At 69.8% G+C, this 23,866-nt stretch carries 18 protein-coding genes; 8 read left to right on the top strand and 10 right to left on the bottom strand.

Annotated elements, in window-relative coordinates:
• Nucleotides 1-75 precede the first annotated feature (75 nt).
• The 3 genes from G3I56_RS09995 to G3I56_RS09985 form a co-directional block, all read right to left on the bottom strand.
• Nucleotides 76-1,647, bottom strand: a complete 1,572-nt coding sequence (locus tag G3I56_RS09995; RefSeq protein WP_164408558.1) for an amino acid permease — start codon at nucleotides 1,645-1,647, stop codon at nucleotides 76-78.
• Nucleotides 1,648-1,780: 133 nt separating this feature from the next.
• A complete protein-coding gene (locus G3I56_RS09990; RefSeq protein ID WP_164408557.1) occupies nucleotides 1,781-3,241 on the bottom strand; it encodes an aldehyde dehydrogenase family protein in 1,461 nt (486 codons plus the stop codon).
• A 444-nt stretch (nucleotides 3,242-3,685) separates the two neighbouring features.
• Entirely contained in the window at nucleotides 3,686-4,279 is a 594-nt protein-coding gene (locus G3I56_RS09985; protein ID WP_164408838.1) for a hypothetical protein, read from the bottom strand.
• Nucleotides 4,280-4,699: 420 nt separating this feature from the next.
• Here G3I56_RS09985 and G3I56_RS09980 point away from each other — a divergent pair, with 420 nt between their 5' ends.
• The 4 genes from G3I56_RS09980 (at nucleotide 4,700) to G3I56_RS09965 (ending at nucleotide 9,494) form a co-directional block, all read left to right on the top strand.
• Nucleotides 4,700-7,750: a nitrate- and nitrite sensing domain-containing protein gene (locus tag G3I56_RS09980; RefSeq protein ID WP_164408556.1), complete on the top strand. Its 3,051-nt coding sequence runs from the start codon at nucleotides 4,700-4,702 to the stop codon at nucleotides 7,748-7,750.
• Nucleotides 7,747-8,187 carry a roadblock/LC7 domain-containing protein gene (locus G3I56_RS09975; protein ID WP_164408555.1) on the top strand — a complete coding sequence of 147 codons (441 nt, stop codon included), beginning with the start codon at nucleotides 7,747-7,749 and terminating at the stop codon, nucleotides 8,185-8,187. The genes G3I56_RS09980 and G3I56_RS09975 overlap by 4 nt, the downstream gene beginning before the upstream one ends.
• 9 nt (nucleotides 8,188-8,196) lie before the next feature.
• Nucleotides 8,197-8,592: a DUF742 domain-containing protein gene (locus tag G3I56_RS09970; RefSeq protein WP_164408554.1), complete on the top strand. Its 396-nt coding sequence runs from the start codon at nucleotides 8,197-8,199 to the stop codon at nucleotides 8,590-8,592.
• Nucleotides 8,593-8,888: 296 nt separating this feature from the next.
• Nucleotides 8,889-9,494 (top strand): ATP/GTP-binding protein, encoded by a 606-nt coding sequence (locus G3I56_RS09965; protein ID WP_164408553.1) that lies wholly within the window; start codon nucleotides 8,889-8,891, stop codon nucleotides 9,492-9,494.
• 108 nt (nucleotides 9,495-9,602) lie between these two features.
• Here G3I56_RS09965 and glpK read toward each other — a convergent pair whose 3' ends face one another.
• The 4 genes from glpK to G3I56_RS09945 all read right to left on the bottom strand — a co-directional run bounded on the left by glpK (nucleotide 9,603) and on the right by G3I56_RS09945 (nucleotide 14,312).
• A complete protein-coding gene (gene glpK / locus G3I56_RS09960) occupies nucleotides 9,603-11,114 on the bottom strand; it encodes a glycerol kinase GlpK (RefSeq protein ID WP_164408552.1) in 1,512 nt (503 codons plus the stop codon).
• 56 nt (nucleotides 11,115-11,170) lie between these two features.
• A complete protein-coding gene (locus tag G3I56_RS09955; protein ID WP_164408551.1) occupies nucleotides 11,171-11,896 on the bottom strand; it encodes an MIP/aquaporin family protein in 726 nt (241 codons plus the stop codon).
• 803 nt (nucleotides 11,897-12,699) lie between these two features.
• Nucleotides 12,700-13,890, bottom strand: coding sequence for a lipid-transfer protein (locus tag G3I56_RS09950; RefSeq protein WP_164408550.1), 1,191 nt, complete (start codon nucleotides 13,888-13,890; stop codon nucleotides 12,700-12,702).
• Entirely contained in the window at nucleotides 13,887-14,312 is a 426-nt protein-coding gene (locus G3I56_RS09945; protein ID WP_164408837.1) for a zinc ribbon domain-containing protein, read from the bottom strand. The genes G3I56_RS09950 and G3I56_RS09945 overlap by 4 nt, the downstream gene beginning before the upstream one ends.
• A 242-nt stretch (nucleotides 14,313-14,554) precedes the next feature.
• Between G3I56_RS09945 and G3I56_RS09940 the strand changes: the two genes are divergently transcribed.
• On the top strand, nucleotides 14,555-15,088 hold the full coding sequence (locus G3I56_RS09940) for an NUDIX domain-containing protein (RefSeq protein WP_164408549.1): 534 nt from the start codon (nucleotides 14,555-14,557) through the stop codon (nucleotides 15,086-15,088).
• A 6-nt stretch (nucleotides 15,089-15,094) separates the two neighbouring features.
• On the opposite strand, the gene G3I56_RS09935 is transcribed toward G3I56_RS09940, so the two are convergent.
• On the bottom strand, nucleotides 15,095-17,461 hold the full coding sequence (locus G3I56_RS09935) for a TIM-barrel domain-containing protein (protein ID WP_164408548.1): 2,367 nt from the start codon (nucleotides 17,459-17,461) through the stop codon (nucleotides 15,095-15,097).
• A 181-nt stretch (nucleotides 17,462-17,642) separates the two neighbouring features.
• Between G3I56_RS09935 and G3I56_RS09930 the strand changes: the two genes are divergently transcribed.
• From G3I56_RS09930 to G3I56_RS09920, 3 genes are all read left to right on the top strand, one after another.
• Entirely contained in the window at nucleotides 17,643-19,619 is a 1,977-nt protein-coding gene (locus G3I56_RS09930) for an acetoacetate--CoA ligase (protein WP_164408547.1), read from the top strand.
• A 193-nt stretch (nucleotides 19,620-19,812) separates the two neighbouring features.
• Nucleotides 19,813-20,178 (top strand): hypothetical protein, encoded by a 366-nt coding sequence (locus G3I56_RS09925; protein WP_164408546.1) that lies wholly within the window; start codon nucleotides 19,813-19,815, stop codon nucleotides 20,176-20,178.
• Between the two features lie 33 nt (nucleotides 20,179-20,211).
• Nucleotides 20,212-21,105, top strand: coding sequence for a hypothetical protein (locus tag G3I56_RS09920; protein WP_164408545.1), 894 nt, complete (start codon nucleotides 20,212-20,214; stop codon nucleotides 21,103-21,105).
• A 71-nt stretch (nucleotides 21,106-21,176) separates the two neighbouring features.
• On the opposite strand, the gene ptsP is transcribed toward G3I56_RS09920, so the two are convergent.
• Nucleotides 21,177-22,847, bottom strand: a complete 1,671-nt coding sequence (ptsP, locus tag G3I56_RS09915; protein WP_164408544.1) for a phosphoenolpyruvate--protein phosphotransferase — start codon at nucleotides 22,845-22,847, stop codon at nucleotides 21,177-21,179.
• 81 nt (nucleotides 22,848-22,928) lie between these two features.
• Nucleotides 22,929-23,378, bottom strand: coding sequence for a PTS glucose transporter subunit IIA (locus tag G3I56_RS09910; RefSeq protein WP_164408543.1), 450 nt, complete (start codon nucleotides 23,376-23,378; stop codon nucleotides 22,929-22,931).
• Nucleotides 23,379-23,866 lie beyond the last annotated feature (488 nt).

Here is a 23,866-nt window from a genome sequence, read left to right as displayed (position 1 = left end):
AGTGATCGGTTCATGATCGGTTGGTCGAAGCGGGACTGGTCCATGTGGGGCTGGTCCATGTGGGGTTGACCTCCTTCAGTCGGCCGCCGGGGCGGCGAGGGGAGCGGCCGGCTCGGCCGGGGTCTCCTCAAGACGGTGTCCGGCGAGCACACCCGTCCGGTGCCGCTGGACGAACCAGTAGTAGGCGAAGCCGCCACCCGCGATGACCGCGACGAACAGCACGGCGCCCCACTGGAGGTACCAGTGGAAGGGGGCGGTGGCGTTGTAGACCGAGGCCCGCGGCCAGATCAGGTTGGTCGTCATGACGCTGCCCCAGATCACGGCACCGATGTTGACGAGCAGGCCCCAGCGGCCCAGTGAGAACTTGCCGTCGCCGGCCGGCTGCCACTTCCCGCGCAGCCGTGCCACCAGCATGGGTCCGGTGACGCCCAGATAGGCGAGGTAGATCATGATGATGCCGATGCTGGTGACCACGGTGAAGATCTGCGGCTGGCGGATGTTGACCACCAGGATCCCCAGCGCCAGCACGCCGACGATCACGGCGGGCAGCACCGGCGTCTGGAAGCGCGGGCTGACCTTCGCGAGCAGTGAGGACGCGGGCAGGTTGTTGTCGCGGGCCATCGCGAACGCCAGCCGGATCGCCGCCGTGTGCACGGCCAGCGCGCAGACGGTGACCGCGATCAGCACGCACCACAGCATCGCCTTGCCCGCCGTCGGCCCGAGCACGTCGAGCACGACGTACTGCAGACCGTCCGTGGACAGCTCCTTGCCCTTGAGGCTGGAGACGCTCATCAGCGCCAGGAGGAGGATCAGGCCGCCGAGGACGAAGGAGGCGACGATCGCCCGAATGATGGCCCGTGGCGCGTTCCGGGACGGATCGCGGGACTCCTCACCGAGTGAGGCCGCGGTGTCGAAGCCGTACATGACGTACGCCGATGCCAGCGAGGCGACCAGGAACGCGCCGAGGTAGCCGGCGCCGTGGCCCGCGCCCGTGCCGTTCGTCTCCATGACCACCTGCGGCCCGCGTGTGATGTGCACGGCGAACAGGACGATCAGTACGACCGTGGCGACGAGCTCGATGAAGACACCCGCCGTGTTGATCGTGGCCATCAGCTTGACGCCGAAGGCGTTCACCACGGTTGTGAACAGGATCAGGACAGCGGCCAGGACCACCGCGTTGGTCGCCACGTCGTACTTACCGGTGCCGTCCCCGATGATCTGGAACACGCTGGAGATCTGCGGCAGCGTGAGCTGGTAGGCGAGGGCCACCGCCGCGATCGACACGATCGAGGCGATCAGCATCATCCAGCCGGCCAGCCAGCCCAGGTGCGGATTGCCGACCTTCTTCGACCAGTTGTAGACCGAGCCCGCCACCGGATAGCGGGCGGCCAGCTCCGCGAAGCAGAGCGCCACCATGAACTGGCCGACGAACACCATCGGCCACGACCACCAGTAGGCGGGGCCACCGCTGCCGTAGCCGAAGTAGAACAGCTGGAAGGTGCCGGTCAGGATCGAGATGTAGCTGATCCCGGCAGCGAAGGTGTGGAAGTTGCCGAGGGTGCGCTTGAGTTCCGGCTTGTATCCGAACTCGGCGAGTTCGTCGTCGTCCGTATGCCCTGGGCCTGTTGGTTGGTCGGTGGTTGCCATGAGCGGACTCCTGGGGGCTGGGGAGTGGGAGGGAGCGGCTCGTTGCGGGTGCCGGAATCAATGGGGGCGCACATTCAGGACGTACACAAGGGGAATGGCGCATAAATGACGTGCGAAAGGCACACAAAGAGGGTCAGGCGAACCAGCCCTGCGGCGAAGGATCGGTGTTCCGGTAGATGTGCTTCGCCTCGCGGTACTCGGCGAGCCCCGAAGGTCCGAGCTCGCGGCCGAAGCCGGACTGCTTGTAGCCGCCCCACTCCGCCTGGGGGACGTACGGGTGGTAGTCGTTGATCCACACCGTGCCGATCCGCAGCCGGGCCGCGACCCGCCGCGCCTTGGCCTCGTCGGTGGTGAAGACGCCGCCGGCGAGGCCGTACACGGTGTCGTTGGCGAGCCGGACCGCCTCCGCCTCGTCCGTGAACCGCTCCACGGTGAGCACCGGACCGAACGACTCCTCCTGTACGACCGTCATCCGGGCGTCGCACTCGTCGAGCACCGTCGGCGGATAGTAGAAGCCCTCGTCGAGGCCCTCGGGACGCGCCCCGCCGCAGCGCAGTACCGCGCCCTCGGCCAGGCCCTGGGCGACATACGCCTCGACCTTCGCACGATGTGCCTCGGAGATCAGCGGGCCGGTCTGGGCCTCTTCGTCGAACGGGCCGCCGAGCCGGATCAGCCGGGCCCGCCGGACGAGCTCGTCGACGAACCGGTCGTGCAGTGAGTCCTCCACCAGCAGCCGGGCCCCGGCCGAGCAGACCTGCCCGGAGTGCAGGAACACGGCGGTCAGCGCCATGTCGACGGCCGTGTCGAAGTCGGCGTCGGCGAACACGATGTTGGGGTTCTTGCCGCCGAGTTCGAGCGCGACCTTCTTCACGGTCCCGGCCGCGGCGGCCATGAGGCGGCGGCCGGTCTGGAGTCCGCCCGTGAAGGAGAGCAGGTCGACGTCCGGATGGTCGCCGAGCGGCGCGCCCGCCTCAGGACCGGCGCCGAGGACGAGATTGGCCACGCCCGCAGGCAGTCCGGCCTCCTCCAGGAGGCGCATCAGGTGGATCGCGGTGTGCGGGGTCAGCTCGCTCGGCTTGAGGACGAAGGTGTTCCCGGCCGCCAGCGCGGGGGCGACCTTCCAGGCGGTCTGGAGGAGCGGATAGTTCCACGGGGTGATCAGCGCGCAGACACCGACCGGCTCGTAGACGACCCGGCTGTCCACGCTCGGTGAGCCGGTGTCGATGACGCGTCCGGTCTCGTTCGCCGCGAGCCGGCCGAAGTAGCGGAAGCAGTTGACGATGTCGTCGATGTCGTAGGCGCTCTCCACCAGGCGTTTCCCGGTGTCGAGGGACTCCGCGCGGGCCAGCTCGTCCTTGTCGCGGACCATGAGGTCGGCGACACGCAGCAGCAGGTCACCGCGCTCGGCGGCCGGCGTACCCGGCCAGGGGCCCTCGTCGAAGGCGCGGCGGGCGGCGGTGATGGCCTCCACCGTGTCCTTGCCGCCCGCCTCGTCGACGACACCGACCAGGGAGCCGTCGGCGGGGCAGCGGATCTCGCGGGTGCGCTCGTCGAGCGCGGATCTCCAGGTACCGCCGATGAAGAGTTCGGGCATGTTCTCGTTCCTCCTGGTCAGCACCGTGCTGAAGGCGCCCTTCCGGTTGTGCGCCTTTCCGGCCCAAGACGGACCATGTCGAATGTGATCTTCGACACACTCCGATCGGATGCCCGGCGACGTGCCTCGGTCGGGGGAGTCCGTCTGTGAACCCTTCGTCCGGCACCCAGCACACCACCGTTCCGGCGCGTCCGCGATGCCGTCGAAGGTCATGCCCCTCCCGCGTTGATCGAAAAAAGGTTCGATCTATTGCTGGGGGCGTGGTGCGGGTTCCGCCACATCGGTGGCCGAGGGAACCCGTAGGGGAAGCCGGCATGGGCGAGGGCGGCGTTCATCGGGGCCGCCGGGCCGGTGAATGGGAACAGGGCGGCCCTGTGGGCCGCCCCGACTCGTTCTTATGGTTCAGGGGTGCCCCTGCGGGGTTCTCCTGCTCGCTCAGGGCCCTCAGGGGTGCGACAGCTGACCGGACCCGCCGCCCTGCCTGCGTATGCGCTCCTGGGTCCGGGCGGTGGTCCGAGCGAGTCGTCGGGCCTTGCGGCGCTCGCGTCGCAGCGCCCGTGCCGTGCTGCTCGGGGTCGACACCACGCCGTTGCGCTGGCGCCAGACCTGGCGCGTCACCCACACGTCGAGCGCGGCCCAGGTCGCCAACACCGTGCTCGCCACGCTACTGATCACCATCGGGAAGGCCAGCCAGGAACCGGCCAGCGTGGACAGGAAGGCCACCATCGCCTGGATCAGCGTGACGGAGATGACGAGCACCGCCCGCACGGCCGCCGTACGCACCGGGTCCGGCAGTCGCCGCCGGCGCGCGGGCTCCTCGACCCACAGCTGCTCGTAGGCGGGCTGCGCCTTCTCCCTTACCGGCGTGGGGAGTTGCTGGGGCGAGGTCAAGGCGTAGACGGAGCCGGAGGGTGGTTCGATGCTCCCGCCGCCCATGTCCTGGCCTGTGCCGTTGCTCCTGGCGCCCCCGTGCACCACCAAAGGTGCCGCAACCACAACGCCGTTCCCGAGCGCTTCGCGTCGTTCCGCCGTGCCCATCACGTGTCACTCCCCACCGCCCAGCAGACCACCCGTCCCGGTGTCGGTGACACCGGCTCCCCAGTTGGTTGCCCGGCTTACGCTGTTTTACGCGGCCTGGACGCGGGATGCGGACCCTGCTGACGGTTCCGCCACCCATCTCCTGTGTACAAAGACGATCGACGTGTCTCGAAGATTCCCGTCAAGCGTAAAAATCCAGCCAAACGGCCAAGTTGGCCGACGGCCGGCGTCGTGCGGTCATGCCGGATTCGAGGAGGCAATCTCCCGTAATGATCGGACAACTCGCCATGTCTCGCCCGGAGCACGGCAGTTCAGCCCTCAGACAGGTCTTCGAGTTCTCTGTGGGTCAGTAGTAGGCTCACGCCGATTATTGACGCACATGTGTACCCCCGCGTCGACGGGGGCGAGCTGGGGGAGGCCATGCGCTTTCGCGGGAAGTCCATCCGCCGGAAGATCGTGGCGCTGCTTCTCGTGCCGCTGGTGTCCCTCACCGCGATCTGGGGCTTCGCCACCGTGCTCACGGGGCGTGAGGCGGCCGAGTTGTTCAATGTGTCGTCGATCGTGGAGAAGGTCAGCTACCCCACCGAGGACGCGGTACGCGTGCTTCAGCAGGAGCGGCGCCAGACCCTCGTCTATCTCGCCGACCCCCGTGCCTCCGACGCGCTGGCGGCCCTTCGGCGCAGCCGCACCGCCACCGACGACGTCATCGGCAAGATCCGCGACAACGCCGACAAGTCCAGCGTGCGCAACTCGATCAGCGACAGCGACAGCGAGCGGCTCACCGCTGTCCTGGAGGCGTTCGACGGCATCGGCCCGCTCCGCCGCAGCGTCGAGGAAGGCACCGTCACCCGTACCCAGGCACTGAACCTCTACAACAACCTGGTCGACCCCTGTTACGTCCTCCTCGCCAACCTGCACATCATCGACAACCTGGAGATGGACAAGCAGGCCCGCGCCCTCGTCAACGCCGCCCGCGCCCGCGAACTCCTCTCCCGCGAGGACGCCCTGCTGGGCTCGGCACTGGTCGTCGGCAAGCTCACCCGCGACGAGTCCCGCGACATCTCCGACCTCGTGGCGCAGCGCACCGTCATGTACGACGTCAGCCTGCCGCTGCTCCCGCCGACGGACCGCGCACGCTACGAGCGGTTCTGGAAGAACGCCTCCACCGCGCCGCTCCGGGTGGCCGAACAGGCCGCCATCGGCGCCGAGTCCGGCAAGCCGCGGGGCGTCACGGCGAAGAGCTGGGACACCACGGCCGGCGATGTCCTCGACGAACTCCGCAAGCTCAACGACGAGTCGGGCGACCGTTATCAGGACCGGATCCGTCCGGTCGTGATGGGCGTCATCGTCAAGGCCGTCGTCGCCGGTGTCCTCGGACTGGTCGCCCTGCTGTTCTCGCTCTTCCTGTCCGTACGCATCGGCCGTGCCCTCATCCGCGACCTGCGCCAACTCCGCCTGGAGGCCCACGAGGCGTCCGGCGTCCGGCTGCCCAGCGTGATGCGCCGTCTGTCGGCGGGCGAACAGGTCGACGTGGAGACCGAGGTCCCGCGCCTGGAGTACGACAAGAACGAGATCGGCGAGGTCGGCCAAGCCCTCAACACCCTGCAGCGCGCCGCCGTCGAGGCCGCCGTCAAACAGGCCGAACTCCGCTCCGGAGTCTCGGAGGTCTTCGTCAACCTCGCCCGGCGCAGCCAGGTCCTGCTGCACAAGCAGCTCACCCTGCTCGACACCATGGAACGCCGGACCGAGGACACCGACGAACTCGCCGACCTGTTCCGCCTCGACCACCTGACGACCCGTATGCGTCGGCACGCCGAAGGCCTGGTGATCCTCTCCGGAGCCGCCCCCTCCCGGCAGTGGCGCAAACCCGTCCAGCTGATGGACGTCGTACGCGCCGCCGTCGCCGAGGTCGAGGACTACGAGCGCATCGAGGTCCGCAGGCTGCCGCGGATGGCCGTCACCGGCCTGGCCGTCGCCGACCTGACCCACCTCGTGGCCGAACTCCTGGAGAACGCCACGGTGTTCTCGCCCCCGCACACGGCCATCCAGGTCCTGGGTGAGCGAGTCGCCAACGGCTTCACCCTGGAGATCCACGACCGGGGCCTGGGCATGGCGGCGGAAGCGCTGCTCGACGCCAACCTGCGGCTCGCCGAGACACCCGAGTTCGAACTGTCCGACACGGACCGGCTCGGCCTGTTCGTCGTCAGTCGGCTCGCCCAGCGGCAGAACGTCCGGGTCTCCCTCCAGCCTTCCCCGTACGGCGGCACCACGGCTGTCGTCTTCGTCCCCGACGCACTCCTCACGGACGACATCCCGGACACCAACGGCATCGGCTTCCGCCTCGACCGCGCCCGGCCCTCCAAGGAGACCGAGTTCGAGGAGAGCCGCAGGGCCGCGCTCTCCTCGGCGCCCTTGCGCCTCCCCGGCCTGCCCGCGTCGCTCATCGACGGGCCGGTCGAGCTGGAGGCGCCGGTCGAGTTGGACGCTCTCAACGACTACCCCGGTTCCTTCGGTGACGCGGACAGTGAACCCGGCGAACACGGCGTACTTTCCCGGCCGCACCGCTCGATCCCCGGAGCGACGGGCGAAACGAGCGATCTTCCCGGCGAGCAGCGCCAGCAGCCCTCCGGAAGCTGGCGCACACCCGCCCCCGACGGTGTGGCCGGCCGCTCGGGAGATCCCGTCACGCTGCCACGCCGCCGTACCCCGAAACTGGTCAGCTCCCACGGACGTCCGGTCACCGAACAGCCGCCCCGGCGCAGCCCGTCGTCGGCGGACGAACAGCCGGCGGAGGGAGTGGCTTCGACGACCCCGGACACGCTGGCCCCGCTCCCGGCCCGCCGCCGGGGCGACACAGCGACCCGCCGCGAAACAGACCCGGGCGACGGCTTCGGCGACCGCACGGAGTCCCCGGTGCGGCGTTGGGAGGGCAGAGGGGAAACCGTCGGCCGTGGCATGGACGACCGCACGGATTCAACGGGCTCCAGGGGCTTCACCGACCGCACGGATTTGTCCGCCTCGCGTTTCGGGGACCGATCCGTGAGCAGTCGTCCCGACGGGCCCGCCCGTGGCATCGGCGGGCGAACGGAGACGGGCCGCGACGGCCTCGGTGAACCGTCACGGGACGCCCCGGCGCTCCCGCAGCGTGACCGGCGCGGTGGCTCCGGCGGGACCGCGTCCCGCCCCGGTGCTGCGGCCGACCCCGCAGCGTCCGGTACGGCAGGGCTGCCCCGCCGGGTACGTCAGGCCAACCTGGCTCCGCAGCTGCGGGACGGCCCGGAGCGGCGCGCCGAACGGACGAAGCCACGTCCCCAGGACGGGGCGGACCTCTTCGACCGTGACGCCGACGAGGTCCGCAGCCGCATGGCCTCGCTGCAGCGCGGCTGGCAGCGTGGTCGTGACGAGAACGCCGAGGGCGACAGCGCCCAGGACGGCACAGCGCAAGGAACGAGTAAGGGGGACGGTCGATGACCGCACCGAAGCCGACCGGCCAGACCTCAAGAGACAAGGCGTCGGGGGAGCTCAACTGGCTCCTCGACGACCTCGTCGACCGGGTCGCCAGCATCCGCAGAGCGCTCGTGCTCTCCGGCGACGGACTGCCCACCGGGGTCTCCAAGGACCTCAGCCGGGAGGACAGCGAGCACCTGGCCGCCGTCGCCTCCGGATTCCACAGCCTCGCCAAGGGCGTGGGGCGTCACTTCGACGCCGGCAGTGTCCGTCAGACGGTCGTAGAACTCGACGACGCCTTTCTGTTCGTGACGGCAGCCGGGGACGGCAGCTGCCTGGCCGTGCTCTCGGACGCGGACTCGGACGTGGGCCAGGTCGCCTACGAGATGACTCTCCTGGTGAAGCGTGTCGGTGTGCATCTGGCGGCTGCTCCGCGCACCGATCTGCCCGCAGGCGGGTAGTGGGATGACATGAGCGGAGACGGCCAACCCAGAAGCCACTGGTTCGACGACGAGGCGGGACCGGTCGTCCGTCCGTACGCCATGACGCGAGGCCGCACCAGCCATGCGGCCCAGCACCGCCTGGACCTGATCGCGGTGGTGATCACGGAGGCGCACGCGGACGACCCGGAAGCGGATCGCACGCTGTCCCCGGAGCACGTGGAAATCGTCGAACTCTGTCGTGACGCCCCGCAGTCGGTCGCCGAACTCGCTGCCGAACTCAATCTGCCCATCGGTGTGGTGCGGGTCCTCATCGGGGACCTCGTGGACGAGGAGATGGTCCATGTGACGCGTCCCGTACCCCCCGCCGAGCTGGTGGACGCGAATATTCTGCGCGACGTCATCGACGGCCTCCGGGCGCTCTGAGCAGCGCGGAAGCGGGGTGGCGACGTGACAGGCCGGCAGTTCCGGGACGATCGCGGCGGAACCTGCACCGACGCCCGGGAGTTCACCGAGGCCGTCCGGACGGGTTCGGCGGTCACCACTGTCGCGTCGCGCATCGCCGCCGACGGCACCGTCCCGCGCGGCGGCATCGGTACGGGACAATGTCGCGGTGGAGACGGGCCGGTTCGCCGTCCCGGCGATGTACGTCATCGAAACCCCAGGCGGCGTGGGCTACGGCCCACCGCCGACCGACCCCGAACAAGCAGGAGAAGAGACCGATGATCTTCGGGCGTTCTGAGCGCGGCAAGCCCCCGGTCGAGCCCGTCACACTCAAGATCCTCGTGGCCGGCGGATTCGGTGCGGGCAAGACGACCCTCGTCGGCGCGGTCAGCGAGATCAAGCCGCTGCGCACCGAGGAGTTGCTCACCGAGGCGGGCCGCCCGGTCGACGACATCAAGGGGGTGGAGGGCAAGAACACCACCACCGTGGCCATGGACTTCGGGCGCATCACGCTGCGCGAGGACCTGGTGCTGTACCTCTTCGGGACGCCCGGACAGGACCGCTTCTGGTTCCTGTGGGACGAGCTCGCCACCGGTGCGCTGGGCGCGGTCGTCCTCGCCGACACCCGCCGTCTGGAGGACAGCTTCGCCGCGGTCGACTACTTCGAGCGCCGCTCCATACCCTTCCTGGTCGGCGTCAACTGCTTCGACGGAGCGGCTCGTTACCCGTCGCAGTCCGTCCGGGCGGCGCTCGACCTCGACCCCAACGTGCCGCTCGTGCTGTGCGACGCGCGCAACCGGGAGTCGGTCAAGGAGGTCCTCATCGGAGTCGTCCAGCACGCGATGGCGTACGCGGCCGACCGCCGGGCGACCGTCACCACCTGACAGCCCCTCACTGTTCCGCACGCGCACGGCCCGTACCCCCGCCGACCGGGGTACGGGCCGCGGTCCAATGGCACGCGCGCGCGTGGAGGTGGCCTGCGAGCGCTGACCCTAGCTCCGGCCGTCGTCCTCCCAGCCAAAGCTCTTCTCCACGGCCTTGCGCCAGTTGTGGTACTCGCGGTCGCGGACCGACGCCTCCATGGCGGGCGTCCACTCGACGTCCTTCTGCCAGTGCGACTTCAGCTCGTCGAGGTCGTTCCAGACCCCGGTCGCCAGCCCGGCCGCGTACGCCGCTCCCAGGCAGGTCGTCTCGGAGACCTTGGGACGGATGACCGGCACCCCGAGGACGTCCGCCTGATGCTGCATCAGCAGGTTGTTCTTCGTCATGCCGCCGTCCACCTTCAGGGTCGTGATGCTCACCCCGGAGTCCTGGAACATGGCGTCCACGACCTCCCGCGTCTGCCAGCTCGTCGCCTCCAGCACCGCGCGCGCCAGATGTCCCTTGGTGACGTACCGCGTGAGGCCGGTGACCACCCCGCGCGCGTCCGAGCGCCAGTAGGGCGCGAACAGGCCGGAGAACGCGGGCACGATGTACGCCCCGCCGTTGTCGTCGACGCTCGCCGCGAGCGTCTCGATCTCGTCGGCGGTACGGATGATGCCGAGCTGGTCGCGGAACCACTGCACCAGCGCACCGGTGATCGCGATCGACCCTTCGAGACAGTAGACGGGAGCCTCACCGCCGATCTTGTAACCCATCGTGGTCAGCAGGCCGTTCTTGGAGGGAACGGGCCGGTTGCCGGTGTTGAGCAGCAGGAAACTGCCGGTGCCGTACGTGTTCTTGGCCGTCCCCACGTCATAGCAGGCCTGGCCGAACACCGCGGCCTGCTGGTCGCCCAGCGCGGAGGCCACGGGGACGCCCGCGAGCTGGCCCACCGCGGTGCCGTACACCTCGGACGAGGACCTGATCTCGGGGAGGATCTTCTCGGGGACGTTCATCGCGGACAGGATGGACGCGTCCCATTGGAGGGTCTCCAGATCCATCAGCATGGTGCGGCCGGCGTTGGTCACGTCCGTGACGTGCCGTCCGCCGTCCGTGCCGCCCGTCAGGTTCCAGATCAGCCAGGAGTCGATGGTGCCGAAGGCGATCTCGCCGCGCTCGGCGCGGGCACGCAGCCCCGGCACGTTGTCCAGCAGCCAGGCCGCCTTCGGGCCGGAGAAGTAGCTGGCCAGGGGCAGTCCGGTCTGTTCGCGGAAACGGTCCTGCCCGTCGGTGCCGCCGAGTTCGTGGCAGAGCGCGGCCGTACGCGTGTCCTGCCAGACGATCGCGTTGTGGACCGGCTTGCCCGTGGCGCGGTCCCACAGGACGGTCGTCTCGCGCTGGTTGGTGATGCCGAGCGCGCTGAGCTGGTCGGCGCGCAGCCCTGCTTTGGCGAGCGCGCCCGCGACCACTGCCTGGACCTTCGACCAGATCTCGGTGGCGTCGTGTTCCACCCACCCGGGCTTGGGGAAGATCTGGCGGTGCTCGCGCTGGTCGACGGCGACGATCGCGCCGTCGTGGTTGAAGACGATGCAGCGACTTGACGTGGTGCCCTGGTCGATCGCGGCGACGAACTTCTCCGTCATGACGTCCCTTTCGTGGGAAGCTCCGGAAGTCTGCAGCCCGGAACGGCGTGTGCGCGTCAGAAGGCTGCCTTGAAGACGATCCCCGCCAGCGCGCCGCCGATCAGCGGCCCCACCACCGGGATCCACGCGTAACTCCAGTCCGAGGTCCCCTTGTTGGGGATCGGAAGCAGAGCGTGGGCGATGCGCGGGCCCAGGTCACGGGCCGGGTTGATGGCGTACCCCGTGGGACCGCCGAGCGACAGACCGATGCCGACCACCAGGAAGGAGACGATCAGGATCGCCGTGCCGGACTCGCCGAGCCCCTTGGTCAGACCGAAGGCCAGGATCGGCAGAACCAGCGCCATGGTCGCGATGATCTCGGTGACCAGGTTCGCGACGGGACTGCGGATCGCGGGCGTCGTGGAGAAGATCCCGAGCGTCGGCTGGGCGATCTCCTCCTCCGCATTGGCCTGGAACTGGGCAAAGTAGACCAGCCAGCACAGGATCGCGCCGAGGAAGGCGCCGACCATCTGTCCGGCGATGTAGAAGGGCACCTTGCCCCACTCCCCGGTGTCGACGGCGATCCCGATCGTCACCGCGGGGTTGAGGTGCCCGCCGGACAGCGGTGCGGCGGTGTACGCCCCGGCCAGCACACCGAAGCCCCAGCCGAACGTGATGACGACCCAGCCGGCGTCCTTCGCCTTGGAGTAGTTCAGTACGACGGCGGCGACCACGCCGGCGCCGAGGAGGATCAGAATCGCTGTACCGATGATCTCGCCGAGAAAGATGTCCCCATTGCTCATGGCGGCTCCTGGGCCCTCGTCCGGGGCGATCCGGCCCCGGACGACCTTGCAGAGTGCGTTCCCATGGCTACTTCAGCCGAGGGCGGGGAGCTCCCGCGCCCACCCGGCGTCCGTGACGAGCGTGCTGCTGCAGCCGAATCGCACGCAGGGGCAGGACCCGTGGCGCAGAGGGGCCCGCACGGCGCATTGTCTGAATACGCCGAGAATGTGCGGCGACGCCGACTGACACCGGAAGTGTTCTCCGGCGTCCTGTGGGCGTCAAGGTCGCCGACGACACTGGTTGAGTCGCTCGCTCCTCGGGCGACGGGGCGACGGGGCGACGGTCACCGTGCGCCGGATTCTCCGCCGACGCCGTTCGTCCCGCCGTCCTCACCCCGCCTGGGCGGGGGGCCGTTCCCGGGCCCCGCCGGATCTCGTGCCCGGGGATACCTGCCCGCATGGGCACCCGACTCGCCCCGTCGAGGGACTTCGCCTCAGCTCGTCACCGGCCGCGAACCCGGCAACGTCGTTGGCCGCTCGAAGCGGTAGACGTCCGGCCGGCTCGGCTCGGCGCGAATGCCTCCTCACCCCGGCTCTCGGCGAGCGCTCGTACGGGATCCTCCAGCTGCACGACGCCCACACACCGCCTGCGCCGGTCGACGACCGTGCGCGGCGGGTCGCCGTCGCCGAACACGTTGACGTGGAGCGCGGCAGCGACGCCCCTGGTTACCGACCGGCCGGCAGCCGAAACGGGGAGCGTCCGTCCGGCGTGGCGATTCCCGGCCGGGCGCCCAGCGCGTGCGACCTGCCCACCTATCCGCGCCTCACCGCACCGCGACCACGGAGGAACCGTGCCCGAACAGGCCCTGGTTGGCTGTGATGCCCACACGGGCCCTCGCGACCTGCCGGTCACCGGCGTCGCCCCGCAACTGCCATGTCAGCTCGCACACCTGGGCGATGGCCTGCGCGGGCACGGCCTCTCCGAAGGAGGCGAGGCCGCCGCTGGTGTTGACGGGTATGCGCCCGCCCAGGGCCGTCGCACCCTCCCGCAGCAGCTTCGCCCCCTCGCCCTCGTCGCACAGCCCCAGATCCTCGTACCACTGCAGCTCCAGGGCCGTGGACAGGTCGTAGACCTCGGCCAGGGAGAGGTCCTCGGGGCCGATGCCCGCCTCCTCGTAGGCCGCCCGTGCGATCGACGCCCGGAAGGTCCCGCCCGCCGGCTCCACCGTCGCCGCCGAGTCCGTGGCGATGTCCGGCAGGTCCAGCACGGTGGTGGGGTACCGCGGTGTCACCGTGGAAACCGCCCGGATCCGCACCGGCTCCGCCACCCCGTGCCGGCGCGCGAACTCCATGCCGGTCAGCACCAGCGCGGCCCCGCCGTCCGAGGTGGCGCAGATGTCGAGCAGCCGAAGCGGATCGGCGACCACCGCGGACGCGGCGACCTCCTCGGCGGTGACCCGCTTGCGGTAGCGCGCGTTCGGGTTGAGGGCACCCAGGGCCGCGTTCTTCACCTTGACCTGCGCGAAGTCCTCCAGGGTGTCGCCGTGCAGGGTCATCCTCCGTCGCGCGTACAGCCCGAAGTACGTCGGGTTCGTCGCCCCCAGGACCCGGAACCGCAGCCAGTCCGGGTCGTCGGACCGGTCCCCGCCGGCCGGCCGGAAGAACCCCTTCGGCGCCGAGTCCGCGCCCACGACGAGCACCACCTCCGCGAGCCCGGCGAGGATCTGCGCGCGTGCCACGGCGACCGCCTGCGCCCCGGACGCGCACGCCGCGTACACGCTGGTCACCCGCGCGCCCTGCCAGCCCAGCGCCTTGGCGAACGTCGCCCCCGCCACGTACCCGGGATAGCCGCCGCGCACGGTGTCCGCGCCGACGACCGAGTCGACGCCGCGCCAGTCGACCCCCGCGTCGGCGAGCGCCGCGCGCGCGGCGGCCGTGCCGTACTCGGTGAAGCCGCGCCCCCACTTGCCCCAGGGGTGCATGCCCACGCCGAGCACCGCCACCTCTCCGGTCATCCCATCGCCCCCGTCGGCCGCCAGTGCCAGGTCGTCCAGGTCGTCTCTGCGTCCTCGTGGAGCACCCCCGGGACGACCTCCACCTCCATGCCCACCGTCAGATCGGCGACGGTGACCCCGGGAACCGCCTGTCCCAGTACCACCATCCGCTCGGACTCCAGCTCCACAGCGATCAACGCGTACGGTTCCCAAGGAAGTTCCGGATCGGTCACATACGGTGACGGAGGCCGGTATCGGCTGTCGGTGTACGACCAGACGCGCCCGCGCCGGGACAGCGGAACCTCGTCCAACCGGCCGCCCGGGCAGCCAGGATTGCGGCAGTGGACGTCCTCGCGGGGGAAGAAGACCGAGGCGCAGGCCGAGCAACGGGTGCCGAGGAGCCGGAAGCCGTCCCCGTCCTCGGTGAACCACCCGGCGACCACAGGTGTACGGACGCGTGCCACATCCCCTCCAGAGGCCTGTATCTGACGGAACGTCAGAAGTGTGGCACGGTCCCATCGGATTGGGCAGCCGTCGCACAGAACCGCACACGCCCTGCGTGCGTCGTCGTATCGGTAGGGCGGTCGGAGTCCACGGGGGTGGTTCCGGCCGCCCTCGCCGCATGGCGTGGCCCCGAGGTGCCCCCGGAAGGCCTCCGCCTGCATGATCGGATACAGTCCGCCGCGTGTCCGTAAAACAACTATCAACCGACAACTCCGCGCCCGGCTCCCACTGTTCGAGCTGCGGAGCGCCCTACGGAGAGGGCGTTTCCGGCTGGCCCCGCACCTGCCCCGCCTGTGGCACGGTGGCCTACCGCAACCCGCTGCCCGTCGCAGTGGCACTCCAGCCCGTGTACGACACCAAGGGCGCCGCCCTGGTCGTCATCACCCGAACCATCGCCCCCGCGCGCGGAGGCACCGCCCTGCCCGGCGGGTACGTCGACCATCGCGAGGACTGGCGGCAGGCCGTTGTCCGTGAACTCAGGGAGGAGACAGGCATCGAGGCCGCGAGCCGCGACGTCCGGCTCGTCGACGCCCTGAGCTCGCCCGACGGGCACCTGCTGCTCTTCGGAACCCTGCCCGAACGCCCCGCCGACCAACTGCCGCAGTCCGCGGCCACGGACGAGACCGACGGCTGGCACCTCCTGCGCAGGCCTGAGGAGCTCGCCTTCCCGCTGCACACGCTGGCCGCACGCGCCTGGTTCGAGGGCCGATACTGAGCCCGCTCAGCGCCCGTCGAGTCCTCGTACGCGCACGGGATGGGGCGACTCGCTCACGCCGTCCTCCCCCTCCCGCTCGACGATCACCCGACGCCCCTCCCAGCGCGTGACGTAACGCTCGACCTCCGGCTCCGCCCACCCGTCACCCGCGTCCCGCACCACCAGCCCGCCCCCGGTACCTCCGCGGGCGGGTGCCCACACCTCCAGCTCCAGGCCGCCGTCGTCGCCCCGCACGGGCACGACGGCGCCCGCGCGCGCGAGAACCGGAATCCGCGACAAAGGGGCGTCGACCAGCACCTGACAGGGCCCCTCGTACGCCTGCTCCGTCACCGTGTCGTACCAGCGCCCGCGCGGCAGCCGCACCGCCCGCCGGTCCTGACCCGGGTCGAGCACCGGCGCCACCAGAAGACAGTCACCCAGCAGAAAGGCGTCCTCGCAGTCACGCAGAGCGCGCTCCTCGGGCGCCCCCCACCACAACGGCCGCACACAGGGCGCCCCCGTGAGGCGCGCCAGATGCGCCAGCGTCACGAAATACGGCCGCAGGCGCCGACGTTCGACGAGTGCCACGCGCGCGTGTGCCAGGACGTCCGCTCCGAACTCCCAGGGCTCCCGGCGCCCCGCCCGCGGACTCGCGTGCGTGCGGAACAGCGGCAGACAGGCAGCCAGTTGGAACCGCCGCAGGTACAGCTCCGGCGACGGACTCCCGTCGAAGCCGCCCACATCAGTGCCCGAGTAGGGCACCCCGCACAGCCCGAGGCCCATGACCAGCGACAGTGACGCCCGCAGCCCCGGCCAGCCTGTCGCCACGTCCCCGGACCACGCCCCTCCGTAGCGCTGCATGCCGGCCCAGCCGGAGCGGGAGAATATGAAAGGCCGCTCCTCCGGCGCCAGTTCACGCAGTCCCTCGTAGGCGGCCTGGGCCATGGACAGGGCGTACACGTTGTGCGCCTCGCGATGATCACCGCCGCGACCCTCCAGTCCGTGGCGGGCGGAACGCGGCAGGGTCGACTCCCCGAAAGCGGTGAATGACGTGGGCTCGTCCATGTCGTGCCAGAAACCGGCGAACCCCTGCCCGAGCCGCTCCTCGTACAGCCGGCCCCACCAGGCACGCACACGCGCGTGCGTGAAGTCGGGAAAGACCGAGTCCCCGGGCCACGCGACTCCCCGTACGAGTTGCCCCGAAGCATCCCGTACGAACGCGTCCTCGGCGCTCCCGTTGTCGTACACGGTGTCGCCCGGCTCGGCCCTGACCGCGGGACCGACGATCGACACCAGACGTATGCCGTCGCGCCGCAGATCCTCGGCGAGGGCCGGCAGCTTCGGGAACCGTTCCTCGTCGACGGTGAACACCTGGTGCCCGTCGAAGTGGCCGATGCCGAGATGGACCGCGTCCAGCGGCAGGTCGTGCTCCTGGTAGCCCGCGACGATCCGCCGCACCTCCTGCTCGCCACCGAGGCCCCCGCGCGCGTGGTGGTGGCCCAGCGCCCACGAAGGCGGCAGCGCGGGCGCACCCGTGAGCGTGGCCCAGGTGTGCAGCACGCGCGCGGGGGTGCCCACCATCATCCAGCAGCGCAGCGGCCCGCCGTCCATCCGCAGCTCGGACGTTCCGGCCCGGTCGTGCCCCGAACCCGCGCCCTCCGCACCCTCCCGCAGTGTCACCGTGCCGTCCCACGAGGTGTCCTGGAACACCAGATGGGTCGCCGCGTCGGCCACCACCAACTGCACCGGCATGGTGATGGGCGACGGATCGTCGCCGGGACCGAAGGCGCGACCGGGATCGGTGTTCCACAGGCGGTACGTTCCATCGCGCAACCGCGGTCCCGAGGCGCGCCCGCCGAGCCCGAAGAACCGCGCGTCCGCGGCCACCTCTGATCGCTGCGTCCAGCGGCTCGTGCCACCGCCCACGGGCTCCCACCAGCGAGGCGGCAGCTCCCGTCGCAGGCTCACCCCGCCGGGGGTGAGCACTTCCACCGCACCCTGCCGCGAGACCACGACCGTCACCCGTTCGGCCACGACCCGCCAGCCGCCCTCCGTGTCCGGCTCCAGCGAGGCACGGGGATCCGGCTCCGGACAGCGGCCGGCGAGTGCGTACGACGGCTCGGGACCGGCCCCGTCCCAGCCCCAGAAGAGCGCCCCGTTGACGGCGACAAGGATCCGCAGCTCGGACCTCGCGAACCGGACGACACCACCACCGGGCCCCGGCTCGACGTCCCGCACGGGCCCGGGCACCCGCGCGCGCTCGGCACCCCGCCGCGGCAGCCCGGCGGCGTCGGCACGCCTCCGGCGCCAGGCGGCCCGTACGGTACGCAACCCCTGAGCCACCCCCGCCGAACCGACCGCCTTCACCGAGCGCACCAGGTCACGACCTTCCATGCTGCTCAGCCTGCCACTGACTTCACCCGACAGGCGCACAGTTCAGCAGCCGTTCACCCTGGTAGGGACCACATCTTCATCTCCACGACACGACCCCCGCGCGGCGCACCCTGGTGCCGGAGTCGATCAAATGGCATCGTCCGTGTCAGCCGTGTCACGAGCACCGTCCGGGAGCCGCCCCATGTCCACCCCGAATCCCACGCCTCTCTGGCAGCCCGACCGAGAACGCATTGCCCGGGCCCGGATCACCACGTTCCAGGCGTGGGCGGCCGAGAAACACGGAGCCCCCGCCGACGGCGGTTACGCCGCACTGCACGGCTGGTCCGTGGACCAGCTCGACACGTTCTGGCAAGCCCTCACCGAGTGGTTCGACGTGCGCTTCTCCACGCCCTACGAGCGCGTACTCGGCGACCGCTCCATGCCCGGCGCGCAGTGGTTCCCCGGAGCGAAGCTCAACTACGCCGAGCACGCCCTGCGCGCCGCGGACACCCGCGCGGACGAACCGGCCCTCCTGCACGTCGACGAGACCCACGAACCCCGCCCGGTGACCTGGTCCGAGCTGCGCCGCCAGGTCGGCTCCCTCGCCGCCGAGCTGCGTACGCTCGGAGTGCGCCCGGGAGACCGCGTGAGCGGCTATCTCCCGAACATTCCGCAAGCTGTGGTCGCTCTGCTCGCCACGGCCGCCGTGGGCGGCGTGTGGACGTCCTGCGCCCCCGACTTCGGCGCCCGCAGCGTCCTCGACCGCTTCCAGCAGGTCGAACCGGTCGTGCTGTTCACCGTCGACGGCTACCGCTACGGCGGCAAGGAGCACGACCGCCGTGACACGGTCGCCGAACTCCGCCGCGAACTGCCCACCCTGCGCGCGGTCGTCCACATCCCACTGCTGGGCACCGAGCCCCCCGAGGGCGCCCTGGAATGGTCCGCCCTCACGTCCGCCGATGTGACACCCGCCTACGAACAGGTCGCCTTCGACCACCCCCTGTGGGTGCTCTACTCCTCGGGCACGACCGGCCTCCCCAAGGCGATCGTCCAGTCCCAGGGCGGCATCCTCGTCGAGCACCTCAAACAACTCGGCCTGCACTGCGACCTGGGGCCGGAGGACCGCTTCTTCTGGTACACGTCGACCGGCTGGATGATGTGGAACTTCCTCGTCTCCGGCCTCCTGACGGGCACGACGATCGTCCTCTACGACGGCAGCCCCGGCTACCCGGACACGGGTGCCCAGTGGCGGATCGCCGAACGCACGGGGGCGACCCTTTTCGGCACCTCGGCGGCCTACGTCATGGCCTGCCACAAGGCCGGAGTGCACCCGGCCCGGGATTTCGACCTGTCCAAGGTGCAGTGCGTCGCCACGACCGGCTCGCCGCTGCCCCCCGACGGATTCCGCTGGCTGCACGACGAATTCGCGGCGAGCGGGGCCGCCCTGTGGATCGCCTCGGTCAGCGGCGGAACGGACGTGTGCTCCTGCTTCGCAGGAGCCGTACCGACCCTCCCGGTGCACATCGGCGAGCTCCAAGCGCCAGGACTGGGCACCGACCTCCAGTCCTGGGACCCGAGCGGAGCACCCCTTGTGGACGAGGTCGGCGAACTCGTCGTCACCAACCCGATGCCGTCCATGCCCATCCACTTCTGGAACGACCCCGACGGCAGCCGGTACCACGACAGTTACTTCGACACCTATCCCGGAGTGTGGCGCCACGGCGACTGGATCACCGTCACCTCGCGCGGCTCCGTGATCATCCACGGCCGCTCCGACTCCACGCTCAACCGCCAGGGCGTACGCATGGGGTCGGCCGACATCTACGAAGCCGTCGAACGACTCCCCGAGATCAAGGAATCCCTCGTCATCGGCGTCGAACAACCCGACGGCGGTTACTGGATGCCGCTTTTCGTCCACCTCGCACCCGGAGCCGTTCTCGACGAGGCCCTCCTGCACCGCATCAAACAGACCATCCGCGAACAGCTCTCCCCGCGCCACGTGCCCGACGAGGTCATCGAGGTCCCCGGAGTTCCGCACACCCTCACCGGCAAACGCATCGAGGTCCCGGTGAAACGCCTCCTCCAGGGCAGCCCAATGGAGAAGGCCGTCAACCCGGGCTCCATCGACAACCTGGACCTGCTGCACTTCTACGAGGAACTGGCCCGCAAACGCGCCTGACAGGCGCCCCGGAACAGCGGTCAACCACCGAAGGTGGCCTCGGACTCACGACGACGCGGTCTTCAAGGTCGGCCTGCCCCGCTGGATCACCCACACCGGCAGCGACTGTGATGGTGGCCGACTTCCAGGTCCCCTGGCCCACTTCGGCGTCACCATCAAGACCGCTCGCCCACTCCTGCTTCCGCTCTCCGCGGTGTTCGCCCCGGGCGGCATCACGAGGGCGCTGTCGGCAACCCGTACGGCTGCCTCCGCGACGCTGTTCCACACCCTCTCGGCCGCCGCCTTCACTCTGACCGAGAGGCGCCATGCCACCGTCTCCGGAGAACTCTCCGTCACCCTCCCTTCCGACACCGTCCAGAGCGCGTCCCACGGGCTCCACGGCCTTGCGCATGCAGTCCAGCGCGGTAAGGGACTACTGACCGTCACAGCGGCCATCACCATTGGCTGGATCGGCCGGATCGGCTTCGGCACCGGCATCGCTGTGACCTGCATGATCCAGTGCCGGCTCGACCGTGACCACCTGACCGAAAGCCACTGTCAGTGGCTCCAGTTACTGTGAGTGAGCATTGATCGACTGCACGTAGGGGGAATCATGGCAAACACCGGCCACTCGACCATGCGGCGCGTTCTGCGCCGTGAAATCGCGGGCACCATCGGCCTGCTCACCGACGAGCACGATTTCCGGGCGATGCGGCGCTACCGCACCTTCACCTTCCAAAACCACACGGCCTACCTCCGAGAGGTGGAAGCTCTCCTGAAGAGCCTCGCCGCCCAGGGCAACCACACCACCGTGGCGCTCTTCGACCCCGAGGAGTACGCCGAATTCTGCGTCTCCACCGGCCTCGACCCGGACGCCCCGGCCAGCCGTACCCGCTTCACAGCGGAACTCGCCACCACGGGCCCGACAGTTCCGTACGACGGCCAACCCCTGGCCGAACTGCTTCCACACCTGGTCGACGAGGCCGTCCGACAGGCGACCTGGGAGTACGCCGCCACACTGTTGGCCCGAATCGGTGCCTGCGCATCCTGCGGTGAGGACATCGGACGCGCAGCCTTCGCCCGTGCCTCGAACCTCCTCGTCCGCATCCTCGACACCGCTCCACAAGGAAACAGGCACCTCGTCTGCAGCGTCACAACACCAGCCGAAACACTCGTCGCCGTCCTCCACGCAGACGACGACAGCGAGGGCGCGACAGAACTCGACGAGGCCGAAGCTCTCGAATTCACCACGGTCCTGGCTCTCGGCCTCGCCACCCAGAGCCCCGGAGGCCTGGTCATGCGCACCACCGCCCCCGGCACCACCGACCGTATCTACGGCTGGCACCTGCGCGGCAACGGTGTCGAGCCGCTGACCGCAGGCGAGGTCTTCGACGCCTACTGCACCGACGCCGAATCGGGCGACCTCATCTCCCCGGAACCGGACGTCGACTACTGCACACCCCCCGACCTCGGAGGAGAGGAACCCACGACGGGCCACGCTCACTGAACGAGCGGGCGAGGGGCGCCCCACACGAAGTGGAACGCCCCTCGCCCGACGAACGGAAACCGACCGGCTGCCTACTCGCCCGACAGCACTGCCTGAGCAGCGTCGCGAGCCTCGTCGGCGCTGTCCACAGCCCGGGCCGCCTCGGCGGCCCGCTCACACTGCGCCAGCGTGTACTTGGCCAGCGACGCCCGCACATAAGGAATCGAAGCCGCGCCCATGGAAAGGGAGGTGACGCCCAGACCGATCAGCACACACGCGAGCAACGGGTCCGACGCCGCCTCACCACAGACACCACAGCTCTTGCCCTCGGCCTTCGCCGCCTCGGCGGACAGCGCGACCAGGTCGAGCAGAGCGGGCTGCCACGGATCCTGCAGGCGAGAAACCGCGCCCACCTGGCGGTCGGCGGCGAAGGTGTACTGCGCGAGGTCGTTGGTTCCCAAGGACAGGAACTCGACCTCCTGCAGGATCGAGCGCGCCCGCAGAGCGGCCGACGGGATCTCCACCATGGCACCGAACTTCGCCCGCAGGCCGGCCGCACGGCATGCGTCCGCGAACGCCTTGGCATCGGCACGGTCCGCCACCATCGGAGCCATGACCTCAAGGTGGACAGGCAGCCCCTCCACGGCCTTCGCGAGCGCCGTCAGCTGTGTACGCAGCACATCGGGGTGGTCGAGCAGGCTCCGAAGTCCGCGCACACCGAGAGCCGGGTTCGGCTCGTCGGCCGGCGTCAGGAAGTCCAGTGGCTTGTCCGCGCCCGCGTCGAGCACCCGAACGACGACACGCCCCTCGGGAAAGGCCTCGAGAACCTTCCGGTACGCCTCGACCTGCTTCGCCTCGGTCGGCGCGTTCTTACTGTCGTCAAGAAAAAGGAACTCGGTACGGAAGAGACCGACACCCTCGGCCCCAGCCTCAACAGCAGCCGGTACGTCCGCGGGCCCGCCGATGTTCGCCAGCAACGGCACCTTGTGACCGTCGGAGGTAGCACCCGGCCCGGTCGAGCCGGCCAGCGCCGCCTTGCGCTGGGCAGCTGCTGCCTGCAACTGCGCCTTCTTCTCCGCACTGGGTTCGACGAAGATCTCTCCCGTGCTGCCGTCCACCGCGATCACTGTGCCCTCGGCGAGCTCACCCGCCCCCGGCAACGCCACCACAGCGGGGACACCGAGAGCCCTCGCCAGGATCGCGCTGTGACTCGTCGGCCCACCTTCTTCCGTGACGAAGCCGAGCACCAGAGTCGGGTCCAGCAGCGCGGTGTCGGCGGGAGCGAGATCCCGGGCAATAAGCACGTACGGCTCGTCGCTGTCGGGGACTCCGGGCATGGGCACCCCGAGAAGCCGGGCGACGATACGATTCCGCACGTCGTCGAGGTCGGCCACGCGACCAGCGAGGTACTCGCCTGCACCCGCCAGCAGAGCGCGATACGCGGCGAACGCGTCGTACACAGCGCGCTCGGCCGTACTCCCGACTGCGATACGCCGGTCCACGTCCGCTATCAGGTCGGGGTCCTGGGCCATCATGGCCTGAGCTTCGAGCACTGCCTGGGCCTCGCCGCCCGCCAGGTTGCCGCGTGCGTTCAGGTCCGCCGCCACAGCGTCCACGGCCTGGTGGGCGCGACCCTGCTCGCGCTCCGCATCCTCCGACGGGATCTGCTTGGCAGGTGGTTCGAGTACCGCCGTCCCCATGTGCCGAACTTCGCCGATCGCCACACCGTGGCTCACGCCGACGCCTCGCAGTGTTGTCTCCATCTCACCGTCTCCGTTAATGCGGCGGGTCCCGCCGCCGCGGTGGGTTTTCTGCTTACCGTCGGTCGCGGAACGGCGCTGACGTCACTGCCACCCGAAGAGGCTGTCGCCGGCCTTCACGGTGCCGTCTTCAATGAGACCGGAGAGGGAATCGGCCGTGGCCTCCAGCGCCACGATCGGGCACACCGGGGACTTGCCGGCGGCTTCCACGGCGGCCGGGTTCCAGCGCACGACGCTCTGCCCACGCGTCACGGTGTCGCCCTTGTTGACGAGCAGCTCGAAGCCCTCGCCGTTGAGCTGCACGGTGTCGATACCGAGGTGAGTGAGTACACCGTGACCTTCGTCGTCAACGACGACGAAGGCGTGCGGGTGCAGCGAGACGATGACTCCGGTTACGGGGGCGACGGCCTCGGAGGGCTCACGCACGGGGTCGATCGCGGTGCCGGGGCCGACCATGGCCCCGGAGAAGACCGGATCCGGCACGGCGGCCAGTCCGATGGCGCGTCCTGCAAGAGGGGACGTCACGATGGTCAAGGGAAGCCTCCCGGGGATGGAGATTCATACGGGCCGTCACTGCCTGCTCCCGGACGGCACACTGTTGAGCAGCGTATGTCATATGAAGTGCCGGTTCCGTGCGAGAGACGCCGGTTGGCGTCCCTGGAGCACCGCGCAATCGATTTGCGCCCGCTCTGAAGCCCCGTGTACAGTCGTTCTCCTGCCTGGGGCTGAGTGACGTGATCAAGCGTCCTTGCCTGGCAGCATTCAACTTGTCAGATCCTATCCCGGGGTCTCCTTTCGCATGCTTGCGGAACGGTGGTCAGGGGGGCGGAGAATCACTGATAGAGTTTGAAACACCGAAGGGAAGCGCCCGAAGGAAAGCCTGAGAGATTTTCTTGGGTGAGTACGAAGGAAGCGTCCGTTCCTTGAGAACTCAACAGCGTGCCAAAAATCAACGCCAAGTTTGTTGATACCCCGGCTCACAGGCTTTGTCTGTGGGTTGAGGTTCCTTTGAAGTAGTAAAC

The sequence above is a fragment of the Streptomyces sp. SID12488 genome, assembly GCF_010548275.1.
In the GTDB taxonomy this organism is placed as follows: Bacteria; Actinomycetota; Actinomycetes; order Streptomycetales; family Streptomycetaceae; genus Streptomyces.
Note: the sequence above shows the minus strand (reverse complement) of the source record. Positions and strands in the feature narration are given on the sequence as shown.